Below are 24146 nucleotides of genomic sequence, written 5' to 3'. Positions count from 1 at the left end.
AGGGGGTGGCGAAGAGGATCTGCATCCTGGGGGCGGGCGGGCACGCCAAGGTGTGCTTCGACACCGCCGTGGCGGCCGGCTGGACGGTCGAGGCGGTCATTGCGCCGGCCGGCGACGGCGATCCGGCCGTGTTCGGCCCCTGCCTGTTCACCGGCGACGAGGCGGCCGCCCACCAGCGCTTCGACCGCGACATCCCCTGGCTGATCGGCCTCGGCGACCTGGCGATCCGTCGCCGCCTCGCCGCGCTGGCCGGCACGCTCGGCCGCGGCCTGGCGACGCTCACTCATCCCTCGGCGGTGGTCAGCGCCAGCGCCCGCCTCGGCGACGGGGTGCTGGTCGGGCCGCGGGCGGTCGTCAACGCCTCGGCCGAGGTCGCGGCGAATGCAATCCTCAACAGCGGCTGCATCGTCGAGCACGACGCCAAGGTCGGCGCGAACAGCCACATCGCGCCCGGCGCGGTGATCCTTGGCGGAGCCGAGGTCGGAGACGACGTGCTGATCGGCGGCGGCGCCGTGATCCTGCCCGGCGTCTCCGTCGGACACGGGGCCCTGGTCGCTGCGGGGGCCGTCGTGGCCAGGCCGCTCGATGCGGGCGCGCGGGTCGCCGGAGTCCCGGCGGCGCGGATTACCAGCCGGGGAGCGGGCCGATGAAGGCGGTGATGATCGTCAATGAGCCTGGCGAGTTTCACGAGCTGCTGCAGCTGGCCATGCTGCTGCGGAAAGAGCGTTCGGCCGCCTGCACCTTCGTGTTCATCCGCCCGGACTACGCCGCCGCCGAACGCCACGCCGAGGTCTGCCTCAGCCGCGGCTTCCCCTACATCCACGCGGACCCGGCGTTCTCGCTCGAACGCATCCCCTTCTCGCTCGGCCAGGCCGGCCTGGAGGACTATGTGCCCGCCTCCGTCGCCCATCCGGACTGGGTCCGGGAGGGCCGGGAGTGGGCCGAGCGCACGGCGCGCTCGCCGAAGCTCGCAAATCTGACGCGCCGCGGACTGACGGCCCGGGCGCTGGGCCAGCTCTCCCGGGCCTTCGCGGTCGCCAACCGGGTGCTCGCCCGCTGGCGCGACGAAGAAGAGCCCAGCTTCGTGCGCGACATGGCCTCCTTCCGGCTGCACCTGGCGCGGGTGCGCAGGCTGACCGCCTTCGCCTTCGGGATCCACGACTTCCTGAACCCTGACGTGGTGATCATGGGCCAGGACTTCGCCGGCTCCGAGAACAGCGTGTTCACCCGCGTGTCCAAGAGCTTCGGCGCGCAGATCGTCATCCTGCCGTTCGCGATGGGCACGACGAAGGAGATCAACGAGTCCCTCTACTATTCGCGCGCGCACCACCTGCGCGGCGACCCGCTCTCCCGGCTCGTGGCCCGCCGCTACCCCCAGTGGATCAACGCCTATCGTGGGCGGCTCCTGCTGCGCGCGCCTGCCGCCGAGGTGATCGCCTTCGAACTTTCGGGCGTGACCACCCCGCAGCCCTGGACCCCGCAGTCGGGCGAAGGAACCCTGCTGCTGCCCTCGCAGCAGGCGATGGACTACTACGCCCGGGCGGGCGTGCCCGCCGGCCAGCTGCGGCTGACCGGCTCGCTCAACGACAAGTACTGGTCCGATCCGCCGAGCGCGCGGCCGCTGAACGCCCAGGCCATCCGCAGCTTCGAGCGGCTGCTGGAGCGCAACGCCTTCCGCGGGGGCGTCGTCGCGGCGGTGCGGGGCATGCTGGGCCAGGCCCTGCTGGCCGAAGACGAGGAGGCCGACCAGGCCGAGCGCCTGCAGCGGCTGCGCTTCTTCCTCGGCGCCCGCTTCCGGCCCGAGGGCCTGAACGAGCGGCTATGGGCGATCGGACAGAGCCTGCAGGGCGGCGACCTGGCGCGCACGCTGTCGCCGGCGGTGGCCGAGCGGCTGGGCGCGTCCCCCTCGGGCGTGCGCCAGCGCAAGCTGGTGGTGGTGTCCTGGGTCACCAACCAGTTCGGGCGCAAGGGACCGGCCCTGGAGTACAAGGACTACGAGCAGCTCAGCCGCGCCTGGGCGGCCTCGCTTCAGCAGGCCTCGCAGGAGAGCGACGCCGAGGTGATCGTCTCGCTCCACCCGACGCTCGATCCGGCCGCCATGCACTATCTGGAGAGCGAGTTCGGGCTGGTGATCTGGCCCGGCCGGCTGATCGAGATCATGGCGCAGGCGGACCTGTTCGTGGCCTGCGTCTCCTCGACCCTGCTGTGGGCCTCGAACCTGTGCGTGCCCGCCATCAACTACGACGCCTACCACTACGGCTACCGCGAATTCGGCGAGGCCGGGTCGATCGTCTCGGTCGACAACTCGGCCGACTTCGACCGGGAACTGGGTCGGATGTTGTCGGACGACGAGTACAGGGCCTCCTGGCGATCGCGCGCGGAGGAACGGCGGGGCTACTGGGGCTGTTTCGACGGGCTCAGCGAGTCCCGGATCCTCGCAGCGCTGGACGAGGCCGTCGCCCGCCGTCGCTCGGCGTAGAGCGCGACCGCCTCGGCGATCTCGAAGTCCTCGGGCGTGTCGATGTCGAAGGCCCGCGCGGCCGGAAGCTCCAGCCCCAGCGCCCCCTCGGGCGCGAAGTCGCGCTCGGCGGCGAACCGCTGCGTCCAGACCGCATAACCGGCGCCGTTCGGTCGGACGAGCCGTGCGCCGGCCCCGGGCTGCGGCCAGGCGTCGGCGACAGGCGCGAGCTCCCCGGAAGCGGCCAGCGTCCTGATCCAGGCCAGCGGCTTGTCCACGGCGCTGACGAACAGGGCCGCCGGCGCCCGGCGTTCGACGAGCAGTTGGACGAGGGCGTCGATATCCTCCGCCGTCCTCAGCGGCGACGTGGGCTGAAGCAGCACGACGATGTCGAACGGGCGATCCATCGCCTCCAGGGCGTGGGCGACGACGTCGGCGCTGCCGGTGTCGTCCTGGGCCAGCGCGGACGGGCGGACGAAGGGAGCCTCGGCGCCAGCGGCCACGGCGGCCGAGATCGCCTCGGGGCAGTCGCTGCTGACCACCACGCGGTCCACGAACCGGCTGGCGGCGGCGGCGGCGGCCGTCCACTGGATCAGCGGACGCCCCGCGAAGGGCGCCACGTTCTTGCCCGGCATGCGCTTCGATCCCGCGCGCGCGGGGATCAGGGCGAGGACCGAGAACCCCGCGATCATCCGGCCAGTTGGGCCGGCCGCAGATCGCCCAGGATGAGCCCCGTCTCCGCCGCCGCCGGCTCTTCCTCCAGGCCCCACGGTTCGGGCTCCAGACCGGCCGGCTCGTGCAGCCAGCCGAGCCGGCTCGCCAGCTCCGCCTGCTCGCGGACGCGCCGCAGGTCGTCCGGTCGGCCGACATCGACCCACTCGGCCCGGCTCAGGAAGCTCGCGACCGTCTCGCGCTGCAGGATCAGCTCGGAAATCAGGTCGGTCATCAGCATCGGAACGCCGGGCGCGATGTACCGGCGGGCCGACTGCGAGACGACGTAGACGCCCGAGTTCACCAGGGTCCTGTGCACCGGCTTCTCGACGATCCCGCGGACGATCCCGTCCACCTGGGTGATCACCCCGAACGGCACTTCCATTTCATGGGCCCGGGCGCAGACCGTCAGGGCCGCATCGCGGGCCTTGTGGAAGGCCACCATGCGCGCGCAGTCGAGGGTCGTGAGCAGGTCGCCGTTCATCACCAGCACGTCGCCGGTCACGTGCGGCGGCAGCAGGCCCAGGGCCCCGCCGGTGCCGAGCGGCGCCTCTTCCTCGACGTAGTCGATGGAGCAGCCCCAGCGCGAGCCGTCGCCGAAGTGGTCCTGGATGATGTGACCGAGGTGATGGATCGCCAAGTAGAACTTGGTGAAGCCCTGCAGCACCAGCCTGCGGATGATGATCTCGAGCATCGGCGTGCCGGCGATGTCGAGCATCGGCTTGGGCACCAGATCGGTGAACGGCGCCAGCCGGCTGCCCTTGCCGCCGGCCATGATCAGCACCGGCGCCGGCATCTGGGAGGTGATGATCCGTTCCGGGGCCACATAGACGCCGAGGAGGCGGCGGCCTTCGTCCACGACGGGCACCTGGCGGAGGCTGCGCACCCGCATGGTCAGCAGCACCAGCTCGGGATCCCAGTCGGTCGGCGCGACCACCGGGTCCTCGTTCATCGCCAGCGAGATCGGGGCCGAGATATCCCCGCCCCGCAGCAGGAACCGGCGGATGTCGCCGTCGGTCACGACGCCTTGGAGGCGGCGGTCCTGGTCGACGACGAGCGCGATCTTGGGCTCCTGCCGGTCGATGATGTCCAGCGCGTCCCGGACAGATCCGTTGCGACCCATGGTCAGCCCGATCACGTCGCGCAGCATTCCTGGCCTCACCTGACGCCCTCCTCTGCCGTTGACAGCTCGAAGTCTGTAGCCCGCAACCGCTCGCCCGCGGCGACCGGCCGGACCAGCCGCCGCCCGAGGAGCGACAACAGCTCCCGGCCGGACACGCCGTCGGCGGGACGGCGCATGTCGACGGCGTCCAGGGCCAGCGCCTGCCCGGCGGGCAGATCGCGCAGCGCCACGGCCGAACGGCGGGCCACCGCGCGAACTTCCAGTTCCTGGGGCTGCACCTGCTTCTCGCCGCTGCCCAACGCCGCCTGGGCCTCGCGCAGCGCCAGCACATAGTCCTTGAAGCCGTCCGGCTCCAGCGAGGCCAGGTGGTCCGGCCCCGGCAGGCTGCGGTCCAGGGTGATATGCTTCTCGACGATGCAGGCCCCCAGGGCGACCGCGGCGGCGGCGGCGCCCACGCCCGAGGTGTGATCCGAGAATCCGACGGGAACGCCGAAGCGCTTCGCCAGCGCGGGAATCGATCGCACGTTCTGGGCCTCCGCAGCGGCGGGATAGGCGCTGACGCACTGCAGCAGCGCGAACTCCGTCGCCTTATCGCTCAGGAATGCGACGGTATCTGCAATCTCCTGCAGGTCCGCCATGCCGGTCGACACGATCAGCGGCAGGCCCGACGCCCTCGCCGCCGCCAGCAGCGGGAAGTTGTCGAGATCGCCCGATCCGAGCTTCAGCGCCGGCACGCCGAGCCGCACCAGGAATTCCAGGCTCGGCCGGTCGAACGGCGTCGACAGGAACACCATCCCCAGGGACTCGGCCAGCGACCTGAGCCGCGGATAGCAGCCGAGATCGAGCTCCAGCGCCCGCAGCATCGCCCGCTGGTCCTGGCCGCCCTGGCCGTTGCGCTCCTGATAGGGCGCCAGCGGCGCCTGCGCGTCGGCCAGCAGCTCGGCGCGGAAGGTCTGGAACTTCACCGCATCCGCGCCCGCCGCCGCGGCGGCGCGGATGCAGGCCTCGGCCAGCTCCGGATCGCCGTTGTGGTTCACCCCCACCTCGGCGATCACGAAGCACGGCTCCTGAGATCCGATCTCCCGGCCTGCGATCCGCATCGCGCCTACGCCGCCTGGAGGTTGGAGACCTTGCCCTGCCGCAGGCGCCAGCCGTCCGTGTCGTGCACCCAAAGGTGAGGCGAGCGGAAGCGGTCCGCCAGGTGCATGAAGTAGTCCCGGTCGAGCATCGGCTCTTCAAACATGCGGGAGGCGACGGGGAACTGCTCGCGAGGCAGGGAGAGGTATTCCATCAGCTCGCCCTCGAACCGATCCGGGTACTCGCCGTCGAACTTGTGCACCAGGGCGACGCCCTCCTCGCGGGTGATGTCCCGCGAGCGGATCTCCTGGGCGGCGTCATAGGTCGCGCGGCCGATCCCGAACTTCACATAGGTCGTGTAGTAGTGAAGGTCGTCGATCTTGTCGTCGATGCTGTTGTACTTGGAATAGGTGCCCTGGGTCCGCTCCGGCGCGGCCCGGAAGCCGGCGTTGTCGACGGCGTAGTAGTAGCATCCCTGGGGGTGCCACTTCAGGTAATAGCCGAGGTAGTGGACCTCCACGCCCCGCGTCTCCAGGCGCTGCGGATCGGCCGGCAGGTAGGCGTCGAGATCGCCGTCCGTGAGGCCGTACTCCGACTTCAGCTCGGTGATCGGAACCCCGCCGAGATAGACCTTCGACTGATCGTGGATCGAGAAGTAGCTCAGGTCGCGCGTCGCCTTGTCGGTGTCGGCGATCGGATTGCCGTACTCCGCCTCGTTCTCGCCGTAGATGACCAGCGGGATGTCGAACAGCAGCGCCATCTTCGGGGCCAGGTTCTTCTGGCCCAGCATGAAAGGCTGGAAGGGATGGAACAGGTTCTCGACCGACAGCCGGGTGAGCAGCCTGTGCACCCGCGGGTTGGCCGTCATGAGATAGTTGTCGAACCCGGCGTTCAACCAGGACTGGAAGTTCCTCCACCCCCAATCCGTGTAGATGTGCGGCGCCCAGGTCACGGTGAGCGGGTTCATGCCGTATTTGTATTTCAGCAGGTGGGCCGCGTAGACGCTGTCTTTGCCGCCCGAACCCGGAACGAGTACGTCGTAGCGCCCGTCCGACCGGCGGTGCTTGGCCAGCAGCTCGACCAGTTCGGCCTCGCGACTCGCCCAGTCGATCTTGCCGTGTTTGCGCTCGGCGAAGCGGCAGGCGTCGCAGATTCCGTCCGCGTCGAGGTGGATCGTGCGCTTCTTGCTGTCTTTGGTGTGCAAGAATTCAACAGCAGACGACGGCCGTTGATTGGAAATCACGCACGAACGACAGTATTCAACCGTCTCCGGCAGCCCGTACAAGACATCCGGATCGTTGAGATCTTCGCGGAAGCGCGAGAAGTCAATCTCTTTATTCCTCGGGTGCATTACATTTCCCGCCTGGACACAGCCTACAGCACAACCAAAGGTAAGAAGGGTTATCGGCGGGAGGACGCTGTGTCAAAGCCTCACGACCCAAGCCGGGCGGGCCTTTCGCCGCATCGCCGATCGGCACGTGCGGCGCCTGGCCCGGCTAGCCCCGATGCGATCAGGCCGCTATTCAGGGCCGCAGAGTTCATCGACAGCCGCTAGTTGCGGGACCCGAAATGACGTCCATCTCCCCCACAGCCGCTTACCGTTCCGTGCAGACTCCGGGGGGGCGCTGGTCGAGCGGCTCGCCGATCGGCCTGCGGCTGACCGAAGCGCTGCGCGACCTGCGCGTCGCCTGGTACCTGGCGGGCATGTCCCTGCGCCGGGAGTTCTTCGGCCTGTCGCTCGGGCGGATCTGGCTGGTGCTCGAACCGGCCCTGCAGGCGTGGACCTATTACATACTCCTCAAGTACATCTTCTCGTTGAGCGGCGCGAGCGTCAGCTTTGCGACGTTCTTCTCCGCCGTTACTTTCTGGCGATCGCACGCGTCCATGTGCGCATCGTCTGCAAATCTGATCGTGGAATCCACCCGATACGCCGGTTCGGACATCTCGCTGCGCGTGCCGTACCTGGAGTTCCTGTTCTCGGAGTTGATCTCGTTCGGCTTCCGGTTCGCCGTGCTTATCCTGTTCCTGCGCGTCTCCGGCTACCTGCTCGACGTCTCGCACGTCTACCTGCTCTTCATCGCGATGGTGCAGTTCGCCTTCTCGATGAGCCTTTCGGTCTGGATCTCGGTCCTGGGCGGCTTCTTCCGCGACACCGGCCGCTTCGTCGGTCACATCGTGTGGCTGTGGTGGTTCTTCTCGCCGGGCCTGTACACAATCGGCCAGGTCCCTGAGGACATCCGCTGGGTCTACGACCTCAATCCGTTCGCCTACATCATGCCGGCGATCGTCGATGCGGCGGTCAACGGCAAGGTGAGCCACTTCGGCCCGCTGGTGTGGCTGCTGCTCGGCTCGCTGGTCGCGATCATCCCCGGCGCCTGGCTCGCCGGCCGCACCAAGCACCACATCCTGTTTCGGGTTTAGAGATGCTGACGCTTCAGACCTCCGCCGCGCCGGAACCGGCCGACCTGCTGCCGCCGCCGTTCGCCAGCGGCGTGGCCGAAGACCCGCCCTCCGTCGAGGCCGCCCGCCAGGGCCGCAGCGGCGACTCCTCGGCCTGGCTCCGTGCCGTGGCCGATGCGGCCAAGCGGCTCGGCGCGAAGGGCGTCAGCTCGACCAGCGCGCTGACCGGGGCGCCGGACGTCCTCGGCGGCGGCAAGGGCCAGCTGGCGGGCGGACGGCTGCGGCTGTCGGCCGAACGCGGCGCCCGCGCCTACTGGGCGCTGCCCGCTCCGGCCGGTGAAGGCGGCGCCCTGGTGGTCGCCGGGGTGCTGCGCACGTCCAGCGTCGAGGACGAGAAGCTGCAGGTGCGCCTGGCCCACAAGGCCGGGTTCGAGGAAGAGGTGCTGCGGATCTCGCGCAGCTGGGTCGGCGTGGCGCGGCGGGCGCGGCTGTCGCTGACCGCGCCGCTGGCTTCGATGGCCTTCGCGATGGTGATCGAGGGGCGCAGGCTCGCCGTCTGGCTCGACGGGCGGCTCGTCTACCGCGGCCCGCGCAGCCGCGAGGATGTCCCGACCGCGGTCGTCGTGGACCTCCTGCCGGTCGCGGCGAACGCCGCCGACGTGCTCGTCGACGGCCTGTTCGTGGCCCGCAAGCCCGCCGACGGCGTGCTGTCCCTCTGGCCCGAGGACGACAAGCTGCTCATCGACATCGCGCGGCAGGCGGTCGCCAGCGGCGAGGTCGAACCGTTCACGACGGCGATGTCGCAGATCGATCCCTTCCCGGCGATCGAGGACCCGGAGCTGGCGCAGAGCCTGGCGCGGCTGCTGGTCCAGGCCGGCGTCGACGAGATCAGCTTCGACAAGTACATGGCCCTGTGCTCGAAGGCGGTGCAGGCGCGGGTGCAGACCCTGCGGGCGAACCGGCGCGGCGTCGCGCTCGTGAAGTTCGACGACGTCACCGTCTCGCTGCCCAAAAACCCCAGCGCCGCCTACACCCTCTCCGGCCTGTTCTCCGCCGAGGGCCGGGAGCGGTTCAACGCGCTCGAGCACGTCAGCTTCCAGTTGAACGCCGGCGACATCCTGGGGGTGGTGGGCCGCAACGGCTCGGGCAAGACCACCCTGCTGCGGACCATCATGGGGCTGTTCCCGATCAGCGCCGGCGCGGTGAACGTCAACGGCAAGCCGCTGCTGCTGCGCCCGGGCGCCGGCATGCGCGAGGACCTGTCCGGCCGCGACAACATCGTCATGGCCGCGCTGTTCATGGGCCAGTCCCTGCGCAAGGCGCGGTCCATCGTCGACGAGGTCGTCGACTTCGCCGAGCTCGAGGAGGCGATCGACCGGCCGTACCGCTACTACTCGGACGGCATGCGCGCGCGGCTGATCTTCTCGGTCGCCACCGCGATCACCACCGAAGTGCTGTTGCTGGACGAGCTGCTGTCGGCCGGCGACATCGCCTTCCAGGCCAAGGCCCAGACCCGGCTCAAGGAGTTCATCTCCCGCGCCCAGGCGGTGATCGTCGTCGAACACGGTCTGGCGTTCGTGCAGGCGAGCGCCACCAAGGTCCTGCTGCTCCACAAGGGCTGGCCGGTCTACTACGGCCCGCGCGACCGCGCGCTGGACCGCTATGTCCTGGACGTGATGTCCGAGCTGGAGCAGGTCGCGCCGGGCCGCACGCGTTGAGCCGCCTGCGCTCCCTCGGACTGCTGACCACCGGCCGTGCGGACTACTTCCTGGTCCGGCCGCTTGCGCGCGCCTGCGAGCAGGCGGGCCTGAAGGTCGTCGTCTACGTCTGCGGCGGCCATTTCGGCGGCCTGCGCGGCGACACGGCGGGGCTGGTCCTGTCCGACTTCGGCGCGGACGCGCGGATCGTGGCCAACAACCTGGAAGGCGACCGGCGCGACGCGCTGGCCAAATCCGCGGGCCTGTTGACCGTCAGCCTGGCCCAGGCGCTGGGGCACGAGCCGCCCGAGGCGATGCTGGTGCTCGGCGACCGCTTCGAGACCCTGGCCGCCAGCTACACCGCCGTGCAGATGGGCCTGGCGCTGGTCCACGTCCACGGCGGCGAAGTCAGCGCCGGCGCGCTGGACGACAGCCTGCGCCACGCGATCACCAAGCTCGCGCACATCCACCTGACGGCCGCCGAGCCGTTCGCCGAGCGCGTACGCCAGCTCGGCGAGGAGGACTGGCGTGTCCATGTGATCGGCGCGCCCGGGCTCGACGCCTTCGTCGGGCGCCCGCCGGCCGACCGCGCAGAGCTCGAGGCGGCGATCGATGCGCCGCTCGGCCCCTCCACGGCGCTCTGCACCATCCACTCCGAAACCGTCGGGGACTTCGACGGCGGGGCGGCGGTCGCGCAGGTGGCGCAGGCCCTGGCGGGATCCGGCCTGGACATCGTCGTCACCGCCCCCAATCAGGACGAGGGCCACCAGGCGATCCTGCAGGGGATCGAGCGCTGGGCGGCGGCCGATCCGAAGGTGCGCTTCCGCCCCTGGCTCGGCGACCGCTATCCGGACGTGCTGCGGCACGTGGGCGTGGTGATCGGCAACTCCTCCAGCGGGCTGATCGAGACGGCGGCGGTCCCGGTCCCCACGGTGAACCTCGGCCGACGCCAGGAAGGCCGCCTGCGGCCGGGCAACGTGATCGATGCTCCGTTCGAGGCCGCCGCGATCCGCGGCGCGATCGAGCACGCCCGCTCCGAGGCCTTCCGGGCCGACCTGGAGCGGTTCGAGAATCCCTACGGCGACGGCCGGGCCTGCGCCCGCGCCGCCGACATCCTGAGCCGGGCGGTGATAGACGACCGGCTCATGCGCAAGCGGTTCGTCGACCGTCCCTGACGGTCGGCGCCTCCAAGCCCACGAGAAACGACGAGGTCTGGGTTGAGCTTCTGGAACGGCAAGAAGGTCCTGGTGACGGGCGCAGGCGGCTTCATCGGCAGCCACCTGGCCGAACGGCTGGTGCAGGAAGGCGCCGAGGTGACGGCGTTCGTGCGCTACGGCTCCTCCGGCTCGCGCGGCTGGCTCGAGACCAGCCCGCACGGTCCGGCCATGCGCTTCCACCACGGCGACGTCAGCGACCGGGAGTCCGTCGCGGCGGCGATGAGCGGCCAGGACGCGGTGTTCCACCTCGCCGCGCTGATCGCCATCCCCTACTCCTACCAGGCCCCCCGCGACTACGTGCGGGTCAACGTCGAGGGCACGCTGAACATCCTGCAGGTCGCCCGCGAGATGGGCGGCGTGCCGGTGGTCTGCACATCGACCAGCGAGGTCTACGGCACCGCCCGCCGCGCGCCGATCGACGAGGAGCACCCGCTGCAGGGCCAGTCGCCCTACTCGGCCACCAAGATCGGCGCGGACAAGCTGGCCGAGGCCTTCGCGCTCAGCTTCGCCCAGCCTGTGGTCGTCTGCCGGCCGTTCAACACCTTCGGCCCGCGCCAGTCCGCGCGCGCGGTGATCCCGACGATCATCAGCCAGCTGCTCGCCGGCCCCGTCGTGCGGCTGGGCAGCCTCGATCCGCGCCGCGACCTCAACTACGTCGAGAACACCGTCGAGGGCTTCCTGGCCTGCGGCGCGAGCCCGGACGCCAAGGGCCAGCCCTTCAACTTCGGCTCCGGCCGCGAGGTGACCATCGGCGAACTGGTGGAGATCATCGCCAGGATCATGAAGGTCGAGCCGCAGGTGCAGGTCGAGGACCGCCGCGTGCGGCCGGCCGACTCCGAAGTCATGCGGCTGATCGCCAGCTCCGAGCGGGCCAAGGCCGCGTTCGGATGGACCCCGCGGATCAGCCTCGAGGAGGGCCTGGAGCGCACCATCGCCTGGATGGCCGCCAACCAGGACCGCTTCCGCCCCGCCGAGTACGCCGTATGATCGCTCAGCAGCGGATCCCGCTCTGCGTTCCGAACGTCGGGGAGGCCGAACGCGCCTACCTCAACCGCTGCATCGACGACAATTTCGTCTCGTCGGTCGGCCCGTTCGTGGGCGAGTTCGAGTCCCGCCTGGCCGAGGTCACCGGCGGCAGCGGGGCGGTGACGACCGGCTCGGGCACTCAGGCCCTGCGCCTGTCGCTGCACCTGGTCGGCGTGGGCCCCGGCGACCTGGTGGTCATGCCCGCCTTCACCTTCATCGCCACGGCGAACGCCGCCTGGCAGGCCGGCGCCGGACTGGCCCTGCTGGATGTCGAGCCGGAAGGCTGGACGCTGGATCCCGCCGAACTGGCCGCCTTCCTTGAAGAGGACTGCCGTCCGGGCCCCGCGGGCCCGGAGCACAAGGCCTCCGGCCGCCGCGTCGGCGCGGTCATCCCGGTCTACACCTTCGGGGTCGCGCCGCGGATGCGCGAGATCCAGGCGATCTGCCAGGCGCACGGGGTCCCGCTGGTCGCGGACGCGGCCGCAGCCCTCGGCACCTCGACCGAGCAGGGCGCCCTGGCCGAGCTGGCGGACCTGACCTGCCTGTCCTTCAACGGCAACAAGATCATCACCACCGGCTGCGGCGGCGCCCTGCTCGGCCGCCGCGCCGACCTCCTCCAGCGCGGCCGGCACCTGGCCTCCACCGCCCGCCTCGGGGCGGAGTACGACCACGACGAGCCGGCCTTCAACTACCGCATGTCGAACATGCAGGCCGGGATCGGCCTGGCCCAGCTCGACCGTCTGCCGGAGTTCGTCGCGCGCAAGCGCCAGGTCCGGGCCGCCTACGACGCCGCCGCCGCAGCCAGCGGGCGCGCGTCGGGCTTTCCGGAGCCCTCCTGGAGCCGGTCCAACGCCTGGTTCTCGGGCGTGGTGCTGAGCGGCGCCGACGGCCCGCAGGCCGCTCAGGCCGTCCTGCGGCGGCTGCAGGCGGCCGGCGTCGAGGCCCGCCCGTTCTGGAAGCCGCTGCATCTTCAGCGGCCGTACCTCGAGGCCCAGCGCCGCAGCCTCGCGAACACCGACGACCTGTGGGGCCGGCTGGTCACGCTGCCGTCGTCCACCGGTCTCACCGACGCCCAGCTCGGCGCCTGCGTCGAGGCCCTGTCGCGGACGCTTGCGGAGCTTTAGAGAACAACCTGTGCAGAAGGAGACGAGGGTGCTTGGGGCGCGCAGACCGGCTGGGTCGGAGTTGGTGCAACGGCTCGACACGTTGCTGGAAGTCAGCCGGGGCGTAGCAGAGGCGCCTCTCGAGGGCCTGCCGGCGACCGCGGCCGCCAACCAGATCTACACCGAGATCAATCAGCTGCGCGGCGAGCTTGTCGAACAGCTCCAAGCGCTCTCGAGCGCCCAGGCGCGCCAGGAGAGCCTGGAACGGGCCCTGGCGCTGATCGAGGGGCTGGCTGCGGAGACCGAGGACCCGGCGCTCCAGTCCCTGGAGGCGTTGCCGCCCCATGCCGCCCAACGCCAGCTCTACGACGAGCTCGTCGCCACGCGCGGCCAGCTTGCCCAACGATGGTCCGAGGGCCTGGGCGACATCCGCGAGGCGCTTCGGCGGGAGTCGGGCGACGTTCACGCGGTGCTGCGCGAAACCTTGGCCCTCAGAGGGCTGGTCGAAGGGCTGGGCGCCGGGCTGCGGGCGGCCGTCCCCGCGAGAGAGACCGGCGCCGAGATGCAGGCGATCCAGGGCCTCAGGGCGCGGGTCGACGAACTTGCCGGCGGGCTGGCGGGCGGCCCGGCGAGCGCCGTCCAGCGGGCGGCCCCGGCCGGCGTCGAGCGCCTGCACGGCGCGATGGAGCTGGACCGGCAGGCGCGCGCCCGCCCGGCCCGCTTCGCTGCGGCCGGCCAGCCCTCGCCGTTCGAGACCGGCTCCTGGCGGCGGATCAGCGGCCGCGACGCCGGCGGCTGGGGGAAGGCCTACCGGATCCGCGGGTTCTGCAGCGCGGGCGGGGTTCTCTACGCCAGCATCGTGTGTCCGTCGCGGCCGCACGACACGGGCGTGTGGGCGTGGCGCGACGAGTGCTGGACGCAGGTCATGCGCAACGTCGACCACCCGGAGGCCGAGAATGCGGAGGTGAACGCCCTGCTGGCCGTCGGGGACGAGGTGTACGCGGCCGTCTCCTCGGCGCGCGGCGGGCTCTGGCGTGTGGCGCCGGGCGAGCCCACGCCGTTGGCGCTCGGCATGGCGAACGGCGCCTACAGCCTGGCCGCCTACCGCGGCGGCGTCGCCATCGGCTCAGACCCGGCCGAAGTCTACCTCCACCGCGATGGCGAACTGACCCGGATCGCGGGCGGCGGGGAGATGGACAGCTGGCGCCCGGGCGAGATCGAGGGAACGGCCTACACGCTGCTGGCGCATGGGGACGACCTCTACGCCGGCATCGCCTTGCGCGACTACGGCCCGGCCTGCGCGACCGTCTGGCGCCTGCGCGACGGCCGGTGGAGCGTCGTCGGCGGCGAGGGCGTGGCCGGCAGCTGGACGCATCCGCACATCGCCTACGTCCTCGATCTCGCCGACTATCAGGGCAGCGTCGTCGCCAGCCTGACCCGCCCGCGCACCATGCCCATGGGCGCGGCTTCGGTGCTGGCCTTGCAGGACGACGAGTGGCGGCCGATCGCCCGCAACGGCGCTCCATGGGGCATGCACCGCAGCCACATCTTCAACCACATGGTGGAGTGGCGGGGCCGGCTCTATGTCGCCACCGGCAATCTGCGCGAGACGCTCTCCAGCGGCCCGGCGCCCCGCGCCGAGGCCGCCGTCTGGGAGTACGATCCCGAGACCGACGCCTGGCGCTGCGTCGGGGGCGGCGGCGAACACCCGGCCTGGTCGGCGACGGGGCTCCCGACGCTCGGCCCGCCGTCCGACCGGACCGGCGGGCTTTGGATCTACCGCATGCACGTCCACGAAGATCGGCTGGTCTGCGGCTTCGCGGGACACCCCGCGGCCGGCGAGGTGTGGATGTTTGATCCTCAGGCCGAGAAGGCCCCGGCCGGGAAGCGGCCCAGGCGCCGGCGCAAACAGGCGGACGCCAAGGCCCCGCCTCCGTAAGTCCCCTTAGGGGAACGACACGAAGTTTCCGCCGCGGGTTTCGCAGGTAGGTATCGCTGCAACGAACGCGGCCCCGACGGGGCCCCGCCTTTGGAGCGAGCCATGACCGCCTTCCACCCCGCCCTGATCCAGCTTGGCGTCCACCACCGGCCCGAGGGCCTGTCCGACCGCGTCGCCTACGGCTTCGTCAAGCTGCTCAGGTTCTGCGCCGACACCTTCTTCGCCAAGCGCTACGGCCACCGCGCGGTGGTGCTGGAGACGGTCGCGGCCGTGCCCGGGATGGTGGGCGCGACGCTCAACCACCTGAAGTGCCTGCGCCGGATGGAGGACGACAAGGGCTGGATCAAGACGCTGATGGACGAAGCCGAGAACGAGCGGATGCACCTGATGACCTTCATCGAGGTGGCCAAGCCGACCCTGTTCGAGCGGTTCGTGGTCGTCGCCGCCCAGTGGGTCTTCTACCTGTTCTTCTTCGCCCTTTACCTGGTCAGCTCGAAGACCGCCCACCGCGTCGTCGGCTACTTCGAGGAGGAGGCGGTGATCAGCTACACCCACTACCTCGCCGAGATCGACGAGGGCCGCTCGCCGAACGTCCCGGCGCCGGCGATCGCCAAGGCCTATTGGGACCTGCCCGACGACGCCACCTTGCGCGACGTGGTCCTGGTCGTCCGCGCCGACGAAGCCCACCACCGGGACGTCAATCACGGCTTCGCCAACGAGCTGGCTGGCCTGCCCACCGGCGAGGTGGCCCCCTGCCCGCCCCACGCCGAACTCCAGCCCAACTGGCGCAAGGCGGCGTAGGGCCGGCGCTCATCTCTCCCAGCCTGTACGGCGGCGGCCCTCGCGGTCGCCGCCGCTTTTCTTGGCGCTCAGGAGGCCGGCAGGGCGTAGGCGATCACCTCGTCCCCGACCGGGGTCTCCATGAAGTGGTGGCCCCCGGCCATGATGACCAGGTACTGCCGCCCGTTGTGCTCGTAGGTCATCGGCGTGGCCTGGCCGCCGGCCGGCAGGACGTCCGCCCAGAGCATCTTGCCGGTCCGAAGGTCGATGGCGCGGATCAGGTTGTCGGTGGAGGCGGCGATGAACACCACCCCGCTGGCGGTGACGACCGGGCCGCCGTTGTTCGGCGTGCCGATGGTGACGGGCAGCATCGAGGGGATGCCGAACGGGCCGTTGCGCCGGGCCTGGCCGAACGGGCGGTCCCAGATGGTGGCCCCGGTCCGCAGGTCGATGGCGCGGATCCCGCCGTAGGGCGGCTCCTTGCAGAGCAGCTTGGTGAAGGGCATCCGCCAGCCGGCGTTGACGTGCACGGCGAAGGGCGTGCCGGCCTGCGGGTCGCCCGAGCCCTCGGCGCCGCCGCCCAGGTCGCCGCCGCGGGCCTGGCCGCGCGGCGCCCAGCCCTTGCGGTTGGCTTCCTCGCGCGGGACCAGCCGGTTGTAGTTCGGCATGTCGTTGTAGTTGGCGACGATGACGCCGCGGGCCGGGTCGACGGCGATCCCGCCCCAGTCGCTGCCGCCGTTGTAGCCGGGATACTGGATCCAGCGCTTCTCGGTCGTCGGCGGCGTGTACATGCCGCGGTATTCGGCGAGCCGGAACTGGATGCGGCAGGCCATCTGGTCGATGAGGGACATGCCCCACATGTCGCGCTCGGTCAGGTCGGGTTTGGCCAGGGTGTGGTAGCGCGAGAAGGGCTGGGTCTTGGTCCGCTGCTGGGGCTCGACGCCGCCCTGCGGCACCGGCCGCTCCTCCACCGGGGTCAGCGGCTGCCCCGTCCGCCGGTCGAGGACGTAGATGTCGCCCTGCTTGCTCGGCAGGATGATCGCCGGGACCGGGCCGGCCGGGCCGGGGAAGTCGACGAGCGTGCCCTGCGAGCCCAGGTCGTAGTCCCAGACGTCCATGTGCACCGTCTGGAAGCGCCAGACGGGCTGGCCGGTGGCGACATCCAGGGCGACCAGCGAGGTGGCGTAGAAGTTCTCCTGAGGCGAGCGGTCGCTGCTCCAGTAGTCCACGGCCGAGTTGCCCATCGGCAGATAGACGTGGCCCAGGCTCTCGTCGCCGGAGGCGATGGTCCACATGTTGGGCGTGCCGCGGGTGTACATCTCGTTGGGCGCGGCGGGCGCCGTCGTACCGGGCCGACCGAGGTCCCAGGCCCAGCGCTGCTGCCCCGTCACCGCATCGAAGCCCTGGACCACGCCCGAAGGGGCGTCGTTCTTCTGCCCGTCCAGCACCTGGTGGCCGGTGACGATGACCCCGCGCACGATCACCGGCGGCGAGGTGATCGACACCATGCCGGGCTCCACCGGGCCCATGCCCAGCTTGATGTCCACCTGGCCGTTGCGGCCGAAACCGGCGCAGGGGACGCCGGTGCGCGCGTCGACGGCGATCAGCCGCCCGTCCAGCGTGCCCTCGATGATCCGCGTGGCGCAGGCGCCGGCCGGGTCCGCGCCGGGGGCGGCGTAGTAGACGACGCCCCGGCAGGCGGCGGTATAGGGGATCCAGTCGTCGGAGACCTTCGGGTCGAACCGCCACCGCTCGCGCCCGGTGGCCGGATCGAGGGCGATCAGGATGTTCTTGGCCGAGCAGAGGTAGAGAGTGTCGCCGACCTTCAGGGGCGTGGTCTCCGCCCCATACTTGTTCTTGGCCCGCTCGCTCGGCAGGTCGCGGGTGTGGGCCACCCAGACCCGCTCCAGCCGCCCGACGTTCTGCGGCGTGATCTGGGTGAGCGGCGAGAACCGCCGCGCGCTGTAGGTTCCGCCGTAGGCGGGCCAGTCGGCGCCCACGGGCATCAGCGAAGGCTCGGTCATGGCCAACTGCGGCGCCGGCAGCGGCCGCGGGTCGGGGCCGTCGTTCGACAGGGCGATCCCGATCCCGCCGGCGATGATCAGCGCCACCACCCCGACGAGGCCGCCGAGGGCGAACTGTCGGGCCGTGCGCGAGGCGCTCAGCGCCGGCACGACCGCCAGCACCAGCAGGAACAGGACGATCGGCCCGAACACCCGGGGAACGAGCGGCCAGAGCTGCAACCCGACCTCCCACAGAGCCCACAGGAGGGTCGCGACGAACACCAGGGTGTAGATGAGCGCGCCGAGCAGGCGGCCGCGGAACAGGAACCAGCCTGCGGCGCAGAGGCCCAACCCCGCCAGCAGGTAGTAGGGCGAGCCGCCGATGAAGGCGAGCCAGGCCCCGCCGATGGTCAGCACCAGGCCGATGAGCGCCAGCAGCACGCCGAGGATGCGCGCCGCCGACAGGCCCACGCGCCCTCTCGCACCTGCATGGTCGTGCGCCATCGCGGCCTCCCTCGCGAGTTTCGGGCTTTGCTATGAAAGGCGCCGTCGCGCGCGTCGGTTCCCCGACACAAGGCGCGGCGGAACCCTGTCGGCCGGAACCTGTTGTTGCGCTGAGCAGGGGAGCCGCCTTCGCCATGGCATCGCCGATCGACGCCACCGGACCCGTCGCCGCGGCCTGGACGCCCTATTGCGGCGCAGGGCCCTCGCCCGCCGAGCTGATCGCCCGCTGGAACCTCGACCCTGTGGTGATCGGCCTGCTGGCGCTGGGCGCTGCGGGGTATGCGGTCCATCGCCGCCGCGGCGGCGCCGGCCGCGACCTGCTCGTCGCCGGCGGCCTGGCCGCGCTGGCGGTGTCGTTCGTCAGCCCCCTGTGCGCCCTCAGTTCGGCGCTGTTCTCCGCGCGAGTCGCCCACCACGCGCTGCTGGTCGCGGTCGCCGCGCCGCTGCTGGTGTTCGGCCTGCCGAAGGCGGCGCGCCTGCCGCTCGGCCTGACCACCCTCGTCCACGTCTCGACCGTATGGCTGTGGCACGCGCCGGGCCCCTACGCCTGGGCGCTGTCGCACGATGCGGCCTACTGGCTGATGCAGGCGAGCCTGTTCGGCTCGGCCCTGGCCTTCTGGTCCTCGGTCCGCACGGCGCCGGCCATCGCCGCCGCCGGCGCGCTGGTCGCCACGATGATGCTCACCGGCCTCCTGGGCGCGCTGATCACCTTCGCGGGCCAGCCGCTCTATGCGCCGCACCTGGCGACCACCTACGCCTGGAGCCTGACGCCGCTGGCCGACCAGCAACTCGCCGGCCTGATCATGTGGGCGCCCATGGCGCTGGCCTACCTGATCGCCGCGCTGGTCCTGGTCGGCCGCAGCCTGGCCGACGCCGACACGGCGGCCGCCCGGGCATGATCGTCGACAAGCTTCGCCACTGGGCCCGTGGGCATACGCGAGAGGGCCGCTACTCGCCGGTCGGGGTGGCCTTCCACTGGCTGGTGGCCTCGCTGATCCTCTTTCAGCTGTGGTGGGGCTGGCGGACCAGCCGGCTGCCGGTCGGCTACGAGAAGCTGGAGGCCTACGAGGTCCACAGCCAGGTCGGCCTGGCGATCTTCGTCCTCACGCTGCTGCGGATGGTCTGGCGCGCGATGGTGCCCGGACCGATCAACGACGCGGACAAGCCCGGCTGGCAGAGCCGAGCCGCGCACCTGACCCACTATGCGCTGTACGTCGCCCTCATCGGCCTGCCGCTCAGCGGCTGGGCCATGCTGTCGGCCACCGCCGCCGAGCAGCCGCTGTCGGTGGCGGGCGTCGCGCCCTGGCCCCACCTGCCGTTCTCGGAGCTGTCGCCCGCCCAACGCTGGGCGATCGAGGCCTGGGCCGAGCAGATCCACTTCGGCTTCATCGTCTTCATCCTGGTGCTGCTGCCGCTGCACATCGGGGCCACGCTCAAGCACGAGATCGTCAACCGCGACGACGTGCTCAGCGGGATGCTGCCGGGGATACGCTGGCTGGAGCGGCAGCTGGCGCGGGCGCCGAAGCGTATTGCGCGAGCGCTTCGACCTCGTCGGGCGTCAGACGCCGGCTGATCGCCAGCATCACGTTCAAGGGGTCATTTCGCCGCTCGCTGCTTCGCCAGCGCCGCATCTGCTCGGCCAGGTAGGCGGGCGGCTGCCCGGCCAGCGGCGGGTTCGCCGGCCCGATCCCCTCGCCCGCGGCGCCGTGGCATGAGGCGCAGGCCGGCAGGCCCCGCGCCGGGTCGCCCTCGTGATAGAGCCGCGCCGCCCCGCCCTGGGGCTGCGCCGCCGGGACCAGCCGCGGCGGCAGGACGAGCGCGGCGTAGTAGTCGGACACCGCCCGCCGGTCGTCGGCGTCGAGCGCCTTGGCGATCGGCGCCATCACCTTGTCGGCCCGCCGCCCGTCCGCGTAGTCGATCAGCTGGCGCTGCAGGTAGCCGGCCGGCAGGCCCGCCAGCCTGGGCGTCGAGTGCCCATCCCCCTCCCCGCTCATGCCGTGACAGGTGAAGCATGCGCGGCTGGCGCCGGCGTCTCCGCCGCTCAGGGCGATCACCTCGCCGCTCGCCGTGAACGGATCGCGCCCGCGCTCCGGCGCGCAGGCGGCGACCAGCGCCAGGGCGAGGGCGGCCCAGGCCGGCGGCGCGGCGGGCGGTGTCGGCGGCGAAGGCATGGCGCGGTCGAGCTCGGATCCAGCGTCACGGGAACCGCCCGGGCCGGAATGGGTTGCACGCCAGAAGCTTTGCAAGGGGCCAGGGATGCCGATCCGTCGCGCCGCGGCCGCGGGCGCCATGCTCCTCGTCTGCGGCTGCGCCGACGTGGAAGTGCAACCGCAACCCATGGCGGGCGCCGACGCCGGCCGGGGCCGGCGCGTGATCGAACAGGTGGGCTGCGGGGCCTGTCACCTCATTCCCGGCGTGGCCTGGCCGCAGGGCAAGGTGGGCCCGACGCTGGACGGCTTCGCCGAGCAGGCGCTGATCGCCGGACGCTTTCCCAACCAGCCGGAGATCCTGGCCCGCTGGGTGCGCGACGCGCCGTCCCTTTCGCCGCAGACCGGCATGCCCGCCGTGCCCATGACCGAGCAGGAGGCCCGCGATGTCGCCGCCTACCTCTACACGCTCGACGCTCGCTGAGGCGCTGCGCGGCTGGCCGCCGCCGCCGCTGGACCCCGCCGGGCCGCATTCCGGGGTGGTGGCGACGCTCAGCTGGGTGCTTTTCGGCATGTTCCTGGCCGTGCTGCTGGTGGTCGCGGCCGCCCTTGTCATCGCGCTGTTCGGAAAGCCGGAATGGCGGGCGCGGGTGGCGCGCGAGCGGGTGATCTGGATCGGCGGGCTGGCCTTCCCGATCGTGGTCCTCACGGCGCTGCTCGTCTGGAGCCTGACCATGACCCGCGACCTGACCGCCCCGCCGGCGGCCGGCGAGATGCGGGTGCGGGTGACGGGCGAGATGTGGTGGTGGCGGGTGGCGTACCTGGACGGCGCCGGCCAGGCGGCGATCCTCGACGCCAACGAGCTGCACATCCCGGTCGGCCGGCCGGTGACCCTGGAGCTCGAGGCCGCCGACGTGATCCACAGCTTCTGGGTGCCCCGCCTGGCCGGCAAGCTCGACATGATCCCGGGCCGCCGCAACGTCATGCGCATCCAGGCCGATGCGCCCGGCGTCTACGCCGGCCAGTGCGCGGAATACTGCGGCGGGCCGCACGCCCTGATGGGCTTCGTGGTCGTGGCCCATGCGCCGGCCGACTTCGAGCGCTGGCGGGCCGAGCGCCTGGCCCCGCCGCCCCCGCCGCCCGACGCCTTCGCCGCCCGCGGGGCCGAGGTGTTCGCCGCCAACGGCTGCGGCGCCTGCCACCGGGTCCGCGGAACGACCGCCAACGGACTGGCCGGCCCCGACCTCTCCTACGTCGGAAGCCGACGCAGCCTGGGCGCCGGCATCCTGCCCAACAATCAGGGCACGCTGGCCGGCTGGATCGCCGACAGCCAGGCCATCAAGCCTGGCAACCGCATGCCGCCCTACAAGGTGCTGACCGGCGAAGACCTGCGCGCCGTGGCCGCCTGGCTCGGTAGCCGGAAATGAGCTCCGAAACCGGCTTCGACCCCAAGCTCTTCGACCGGTTCCCGACCAAGGAGCCGCGGCCCAAGGGCGAGCTCGAAGAGCTGGAGAGGGTCTGGTGCGCGCCCAGGGGCTGGGAGCTCTTCACCGTCGTCAACAACAACTACGTCGGCGTCTTCTACGTCGGCGCAGCCTTCCTGTTCTTCGTGCTGGCCGGCGTCCTTGCGCTGCTGATCCGGGCCCAGCTCGCCCTGCCGCTGAACGGCATCCTGCCGCAGGAGACCTACAACCAGGTCTTCACCATGCACGGCACGGTGATGATGTTCCTGTTCGCCGTGCCCGCCGTCGAGGCGCTCGGCGTCATGCTGCTGCCGCAGATGCTGGCGGCGCGCGACCTGCCCTTCCCGCGGCTCTCGGCCTACGCCTTCTGGGCCTACCTGGTCGGCGGCCTGTGCTTCTTCGCCTCGATCTTCTTCGGCCTGGCGCCCGACGGCGGGTGGTTCATGTACCCGCCGCTGACCAGCAAGACCTATTCGCCGGGCATCAACGCCGACTTCTGGCTGCTGGGCATCGGCTTCATCGAGATCAGCGCCATCGCCGGCGCCGTCGAGATCGTGGTCGGCGTCCTGAAGACCCGCGCGCCCGGGATGACGCTCGACAAGCTGCCGATCTTCGGCTGGGCCATGCTGGTGTTCGCCGCGATGATCATCATCGGCTTCCCGGCGGTGATCCTCGGCACCCTGCTGCTGGAGCTGGAGCGGGCGCTGAACTGGCCGTTCTTCGACGCCACCCGCGGCGGCGACCCGGTGCTGTGGCAGCACCTGTTCTGGTTCTTCGGCCACCCGGAGGTCTACATCATCTTCCTGCCGGCGGCGGGGCTGATGTCGATGATCGTGCCGGCCGTGGCCCAGACGCCGCTGGTCGGCTATCGGCTGGTGGTGCTGGCCCTGCTGGCCACCGGCTTCATCAGCTTCGGCGTCTGGTCGCACCACATGTTCGCGACCGGCATGCCGCCGATCTCGGTCAGCTTCTTCTCCGCAGCCAGCATGGCGGTCAGCGTGCCGGCCGGGGTGCAGGTCTTCTCGTGGATCGCCACCCTGGGCGCCGGCAAGGTGCGCTGGAGCACGCCTGCCCTGTTCGCCGTCGGCTCCATCATCACCTTCACCATGGGCGGGCTGACGGGCGTGATGGTCGCGCTGGTGCCCTTCGACTGGCAGGCGCACGACACCTACTTCATCGTCGCCCACCTGCATTACGTGCTGATCGGCGGGATGGTCTTCCCGCTGTTCGCGGCCTTCTACTACTGGACCCCGATGATGAGCCGGCGGCCGCTGTCCGAGCGGGTCGGCAAGTGGGTGTTCGGCCTGACCTTCGTCGGCATGCACGTGGCCTTCCTGCCCATGCACCTGACCGGCCTGATGGGCATGCCCCGCCGGGTCTACACCTACCTCCCGGGCCGCAACTGGGAGCTGACCAACCTGATCTCGACGGTCGGCGCCTTCATGATCGGGCTCGGCGTCCTGCTGTTCATCATCGACCTGATCCGCAATTTCCGCTTCGCGGCCGAGGACAACGCCGGAAACATCTACGGCGGCGGGACGCTCGAGTGGCTGCCGACCGGGCTCTACTCGACCCGCAGCATCCCGGTGGTCCGCAGCCGCTACCCCGTCTGGGACGATCCCAGGCTGTCGGAGGACGTGGCGGCCGGCCGCTATTTCCTGCCCGGGTCGGCGACCGGCGTGCGCGAGACCATCATCACCAGCCCGCTTAGGGCCGAGCCGCAGTACCTGCAGCGGATGCCCGGCCCGTCGGCCTGGCACGTGCTGGCGGCGGTGTTCACGGCGGGCTTCTTCCTGCTGCTGACGGTCCAGGCCTACTGGCCGGGCGTGGTCAGCGGCGTGCTCGCGGTCGCCTGCGTTCTGCGCTGGGTCTGGGAGACCGACCGCCCGATGCGCGACGAGATGGTGGACATCGGCGCCGGCATTCGCGTGCCCACCTACGTCACCGGCCCGATGAGCCATGGCTGGTGGGCGATGATGGTGCTGCTGGTGGTCGCCGGGATGATCTTCCTGATGGCCTGTTTCTCCTATGTCTTCCTGTGGAGCCGCCGGCCGGACCTGTGGATCGCCCCGCCCGAGCAGGTCTGGCTCGCGGTCGTGGTCGGCGGCTACGCGGCGACCGGACTCGTCGCCTGGCTGGGCGCCAGGACGGCGAGCCGGCCGGTCTCGGGCGTCTTCTGGGCGCCCGCCCTGATCGGCCTCGCCGCGCTCGCCCTCCTCGGGACCATCGCCGCCGACATCGGCAGCTGGTGGGCCGCGGGCCTGCGGCCCGACGCCACCGGCCAGGGGGCGACGGTGTTCGCCATCCTGAGCTGGCAAGGGGTGATGGCGGCGGTGGCGGCGCTGATGCCTGGCTACCTGATCGCCCGCGCCGTGGCTGGCCTGCTCTCGCCCCTGCGCACCAGTTCCGTCGACCTTTGCGCCCTCTACCTCGGCTACCTGGCCCTGCAGGGCGGAGTGGGCGCCCTGCTCGTCCGGCTGTTCCCGGGGAGCGGATGA

At 71.2% G+C, this 24146-nt stretch carries 20 protein-coding genes; 14 read left to right on the top strand and 6 right to left on the bottom strand.

Translation table 11 applies throughout. The annotated features are described in order from the left end of the window. Positions 1–5: 5 nt before the first annotated feature. Both ACFSC0_RS14075 and ACFSC0_RS14070 read left to right on the top strand, forming a co-directional pair. Positions 6–650, top strand: a complete 645-nt coding sequence (locus ACFSC0_RS14075; RefSeq protein ID WP_377283524.1) for a NeuD/PglB/VioB family sugar acetyltransferase — start codon at positions 6–8, stop codon at positions 648–650. Then, positions 647–2479, top strand: a complete 1833-nt coding sequence (locus ACFSC0_RS14070; RefSeq protein WP_377283525.1) for a glycosyltransferase family protein — start codon at positions 647–649, stop codon at positions 2477–2479. Before ACFSC0_RS14075 ends, ACFSC0_RS14070 begins: the two co-directional genes overlap by 4 nt. Here ACFSC0_RS14070 and ACFSC0_RS14065 read toward each other — a convergent pair. From ACFSC0_RS14065 to ACFSC0_RS14050, 4 genes are read right to left on the bottom strand one after another with little or no spacing between them, the layout of a single operon-like run. Next, positions 2395–3150: an acylneuraminate cytidylyltransferase family protein gene (locus ACFSC0_RS14065; protein WP_377283526.1), complete on the bottom strand. Its 756-nt coding sequence runs from the start codon at positions 3148–3150 to the stop codon at positions 2395–2397. The two genes, ACFSC0_RS14070 and ACFSC0_RS14065, sit on opposite strands and share 85 nt — an antisense overlap. Continuing rightward, entirely contained in the window at positions 3147–4331 is a 1185-nt protein-coding gene (locus ACFSC0_RS14060; RefSeq protein WP_377283527.1) for a sugar phosphate nucleotidyltransferase, read from the bottom strand. The genes ACFSC0_RS14065 and ACFSC0_RS14060 overlap by 4 nt, the downstream gene beginning before the upstream one ends. After that, positions 4328–5347 carry an N-acetylneuraminate synthase family protein gene (locus tag ACFSC0_RS14055; RefSeq protein WP_377283528.1) on the bottom strand — a complete coding sequence of 340 codons (1020 nt, stop codon included), beginning with the start codon at positions 5345–5347 and terminating at the stop codon, positions 4328–4330. The genes ACFSC0_RS14060 and ACFSC0_RS14055 overlap by 4 nt, the downstream gene beginning before the upstream one ends. Positions 5348–5397: 50 nt before the next feature. Beyond that, a complete protein-coding gene (locus ACFSC0_RS14050) occupies positions 5398–6720 on the bottom strand; it encodes an N-acetyl sugar amidotransferase (RefSeq protein ID WP_377283529.1) in 1323 nt (440 codons plus the stop codon). Between the two features lie 254 nt (positions 6721–6974). Between ACFSC0_RS14050 and ACFSC0_RS14045 the strand changes: the two genes are divergently transcribed. The 7 genes from ACFSC0_RS14045 (at position 6975) to ACFSC0_RS14015 (ending at position 15552) form a co-directional block, all read left to right on the top strand. Next, positions 6975–7790, top strand: a complete 816-nt coding sequence (locus ACFSC0_RS14045; protein ID WP_377283530.1) for an ABC transporter permease — start codon at positions 6975–6977, stop codon at positions 7788–7790. Between the two features lie 2 nt (positions 7791–7792). Continuing rightward, on the top strand, positions 7793–9487 hold the full coding sequence (locus tag ACFSC0_RS14040; RefSeq protein ID WP_377283531.1) for an ABC transporter ATP-binding protein: 1695 nt from the start codon (positions 7793–7795) through the stop codon (positions 9485–9487). Beyond that, complete coding sequence (gene neuC, locus ACFSC0_RS14035; protein WP_377283532.1) at positions 9484–10641, top strand: UDP-N-acetylglucosamine 2-epimerase; 1158 nt, start codon at positions 9484–9486, stop codon at positions 10639–10641. Before ACFSC0_RS14040 ends, neuC begins: the two co-directional genes overlap by 4 nt. A 42-nt stretch (positions 10642–10683) precedes the next feature. Continuing rightward, positions 10684–11670, top strand: a complete 987-nt coding sequence (locus tag ACFSC0_RS14030) for an SDR family NAD(P)-dependent oxidoreductase (protein WP_377283533.1) — start codon at positions 10684–10686, stop codon at positions 11668–11670. Then, on the top strand, positions 11667–12833 hold the full coding sequence (locus ACFSC0_RS14025) for an aminotransferase class I/II-fold pyridoxal phosphate-dependent enzyme (protein ID WP_377283534.1): 1167 nt from the start codon (positions 11667–11669) through the stop codon (positions 12831–12833). The genes ACFSC0_RS14030 and ACFSC0_RS14025 overlap by 4 nt, the downstream gene beginning before the upstream one ends. Positions 12834–12897: 64 nt before the next feature. Then, positions 12898–14751, top strand: coding sequence for a hypothetical protein (locus tag ACFSC0_RS14020; protein WP_377283535.1), 1854 nt, complete (start codon positions 12898–12900; stop codon positions 14749–14751). Between the two features lie 102 nt (positions 14752–14853). Then, entirely contained in the window at positions 14854–15552 is a 699-nt protein-coding gene (locus tag ACFSC0_RS14015; RefSeq protein ID WP_377283536.1) for an alternative oxidase, read from the top strand. A gap of 68 nt (positions 15553–15620) precedes the next feature. On the opposite strand, the gene ACFSC0_RS14010 is transcribed toward ACFSC0_RS14015, so the two are convergent. Continuing rightward, complete coding sequence (locus tag ACFSC0_RS14010; protein WP_377283537.1) at positions 15621–18038, bottom strand: membrane-bound PQQ-dependent dehydrogenase, glucose/quinate/shikimate family; 2418 nt, start codon at positions 18036–18038, stop codon at positions 15621–15623. Between the two features lie 134 nt (positions 18039–18172). On the opposite strand from ACFSC0_RS14010, the gene ACFSC0_RS14005 reads away from it, so the two are divergent. Beyond that, positions 18173–18937: a cytochrome c oxidase assembly protein gene (locus ACFSC0_RS14005; RefSeq protein WP_377283538.1), complete on the top strand. Its 765-nt coding sequence runs from the start codon at positions 18173–18175 to the stop codon at positions 18935–18937. Then, positions 18934–19611 (top strand): cytochrome b, encoded by a 678-nt coding sequence (locus tag ACFSC0_RS14000; RefSeq protein ID WP_377283539.1) that lies wholly within the window; start codon positions 18934–18936, stop codon positions 19609–19611. The genes ACFSC0_RS14005 and ACFSC0_RS14000 overlap by 4 nt, the downstream gene beginning before the upstream one ends. On the opposite strand, the gene ACFSC0_RS13995 is transcribed toward ACFSC0_RS14000, so the two are convergent. Then, the gene (locus ACFSC0_RS13995; RefSeq protein WP_377283540.1) at positions 19505–20209 is read right to left on the bottom strand and encodes a c-type cytochrome; all 705 of its coding nucleotides are present in this window, start codon (positions 20207–20209) and stop codon (positions 19505–19507) included. The two genes, ACFSC0_RS14000 and ACFSC0_RS13995, sit on opposite strands and share 107 nt — an antisense overlap. Positions 20210–20294: 85 nt before the next feature. Here ACFSC0_RS13995 and ACFSC0_RS13990 point away from each other — a divergent pair, with 85 nt between their 5' ends. The 3 genes from ACFSC0_RS13990 to ACFSC0_RS13980 are packed head-to-tail and all read left to right on the top strand — an operon-like array spanning position 20295 to position 24146. Next, a complete protein-coding gene (locus tag ACFSC0_RS13990) occupies positions 20295–20669 on the top strand; it encodes a c-type cytochrome (RefSeq protein WP_377283541.1) in 375 nt (124 codons plus the stop codon). Further along, positions 20632–21612, top strand: coding sequence for a cytochrome c oxidase subunit II (gene coxB, locus ACFSC0_RS13985; protein ID WP_377283542.1), 981 nt, complete (start codon positions 20632–20634; stop codon positions 21610–21612). Before ACFSC0_RS13990 ends, coxB begins: the two co-directional genes overlap by 38 nt. Continuing rightward, positions 21609–24146: a cbb3-type cytochrome c oxidase subunit I gene (locus tag ACFSC0_RS13980; RefSeq protein ID WP_377283543.1), complete on the top strand. Its 2538-nt coding sequence runs from the start codon at positions 21609–21611 to the stop codon at positions 24144–24146. Before coxB ends, ACFSC0_RS13980 begins: the two co-directional genes overlap by 4 nt.

It is taken from the genome of Phenylobacterium terrae (assembly GCF_042681205.1).
GTDB classification, from domain to species: domain Bacteria; phylum Pseudomonadota; class Alphaproteobacteria; order Caulobacterales; family Caulobacteraceae; genus Phenylobacterium; species Phenylobacterium terrae.
This window is presented reverse-complemented; position numbering and strand designations above follow the sequence as displayed.

What these genes read in the sequence shown, in the direction of transcription:
- ACFSC0_RS14070 (WP_377283525.1), top strand. Translation starts at nt 647, where the DNA reads ATGAAGGCGGTGATGATCGTCAATGAGCCTGGCGAGTTTCACGAGCTG.
- ACFSC0_RS14065 (WP_377283526.1), bottom strand. Translation starts at nt 3,150, where the DNA reads ATGATCGCGGGGTTCTCGGTCCTCGCCCTGATCCCCGCGCGCGCGGGA.
- ACFSC0_RS14050 (WP_377283529.1), bottom strand. Translation starts at nt 6,720, where the DNA reads ATGCACCCGAGGAATAAAGAGATTGACTTCTCGCGCTTCCGCGAAGAT.
- ACFSC0_RS14040 (WP_377283531.1), top strand. Translation starts at nt 7,793, where the DNA reads ATGCTGACGCTTCAGACCTCCGCCGCGCCGGAACCGGCCGACCTGCTG.
- ACFSC0_RS14025 (WP_377283534.1), top strand. Translation starts at nt 11,667, where the DNA reads ATGATCGCTCAGCAGCGGATCCCGCTCTGCGTTCCGAACGTCGGGGAG.
- ACFSC0_RS14015 (WP_377283536.1), top strand. Translation starts at nt 14,854, where the DNA reads ATGACCGCCTTCCACCCCGCCCTGATCCAGCTTGGCGTCCACCACCGG.
- ACFSC0_RS14010 (WP_377283537.1), bottom strand. Translation starts at nt 18,038, where the DNA reads ATGGCGCACGACCATGCAGGTGCGAGAGGGCGCGTGGGCCTGTCGGCG.
- ACFSC0_RS14005 (WP_377283538.1), top strand. Translation starts at nt 18,173, where the DNA reads ATGGCATCGCCGATCGACGCCACCGGACCCGTCGCCGCGGCCTGGACG.
- ACFSC0_RS14000 (WP_377283539.1), top strand. Translation starts at nt 18,934, where the DNA reads ATGATCGTCGACAAGCTTCGCCACTGGGCCCGTGGGCATACGCGAGAG.
- ACFSC0_RS13995 (WP_377283540.1), bottom strand. Translation starts at nt 20,209, where the DNA reads ATGCCTTCGCCGCCGACACCGCCCGCCGCGCCGCCGGCCTGGGCCGCC.
- ACFSC0_RS13990 (WP_377283541.1), top strand. Translation starts at nt 20,295, where the DNA reads ATGCCGATCCGTCGCGCCGCGGCCGCGGGCGCCATGCTCCTCGTCTGC.
- coxB (WP_377283542.1), top strand. Translation starts at nt 20,632, where the DNA reads ATGTCGCCGCCTACCTCTACACGCTCGACGCTCGCTGAGGCGCTGCGC.
- ACFSC0_RS13980 (WP_377283543.1), top strand. Translation starts at nt 21,609, where the DNA reads ATGAGCTCCGAAACCGGCTTCGACCCCAAGCTCTTCGACCGGTTCCCG.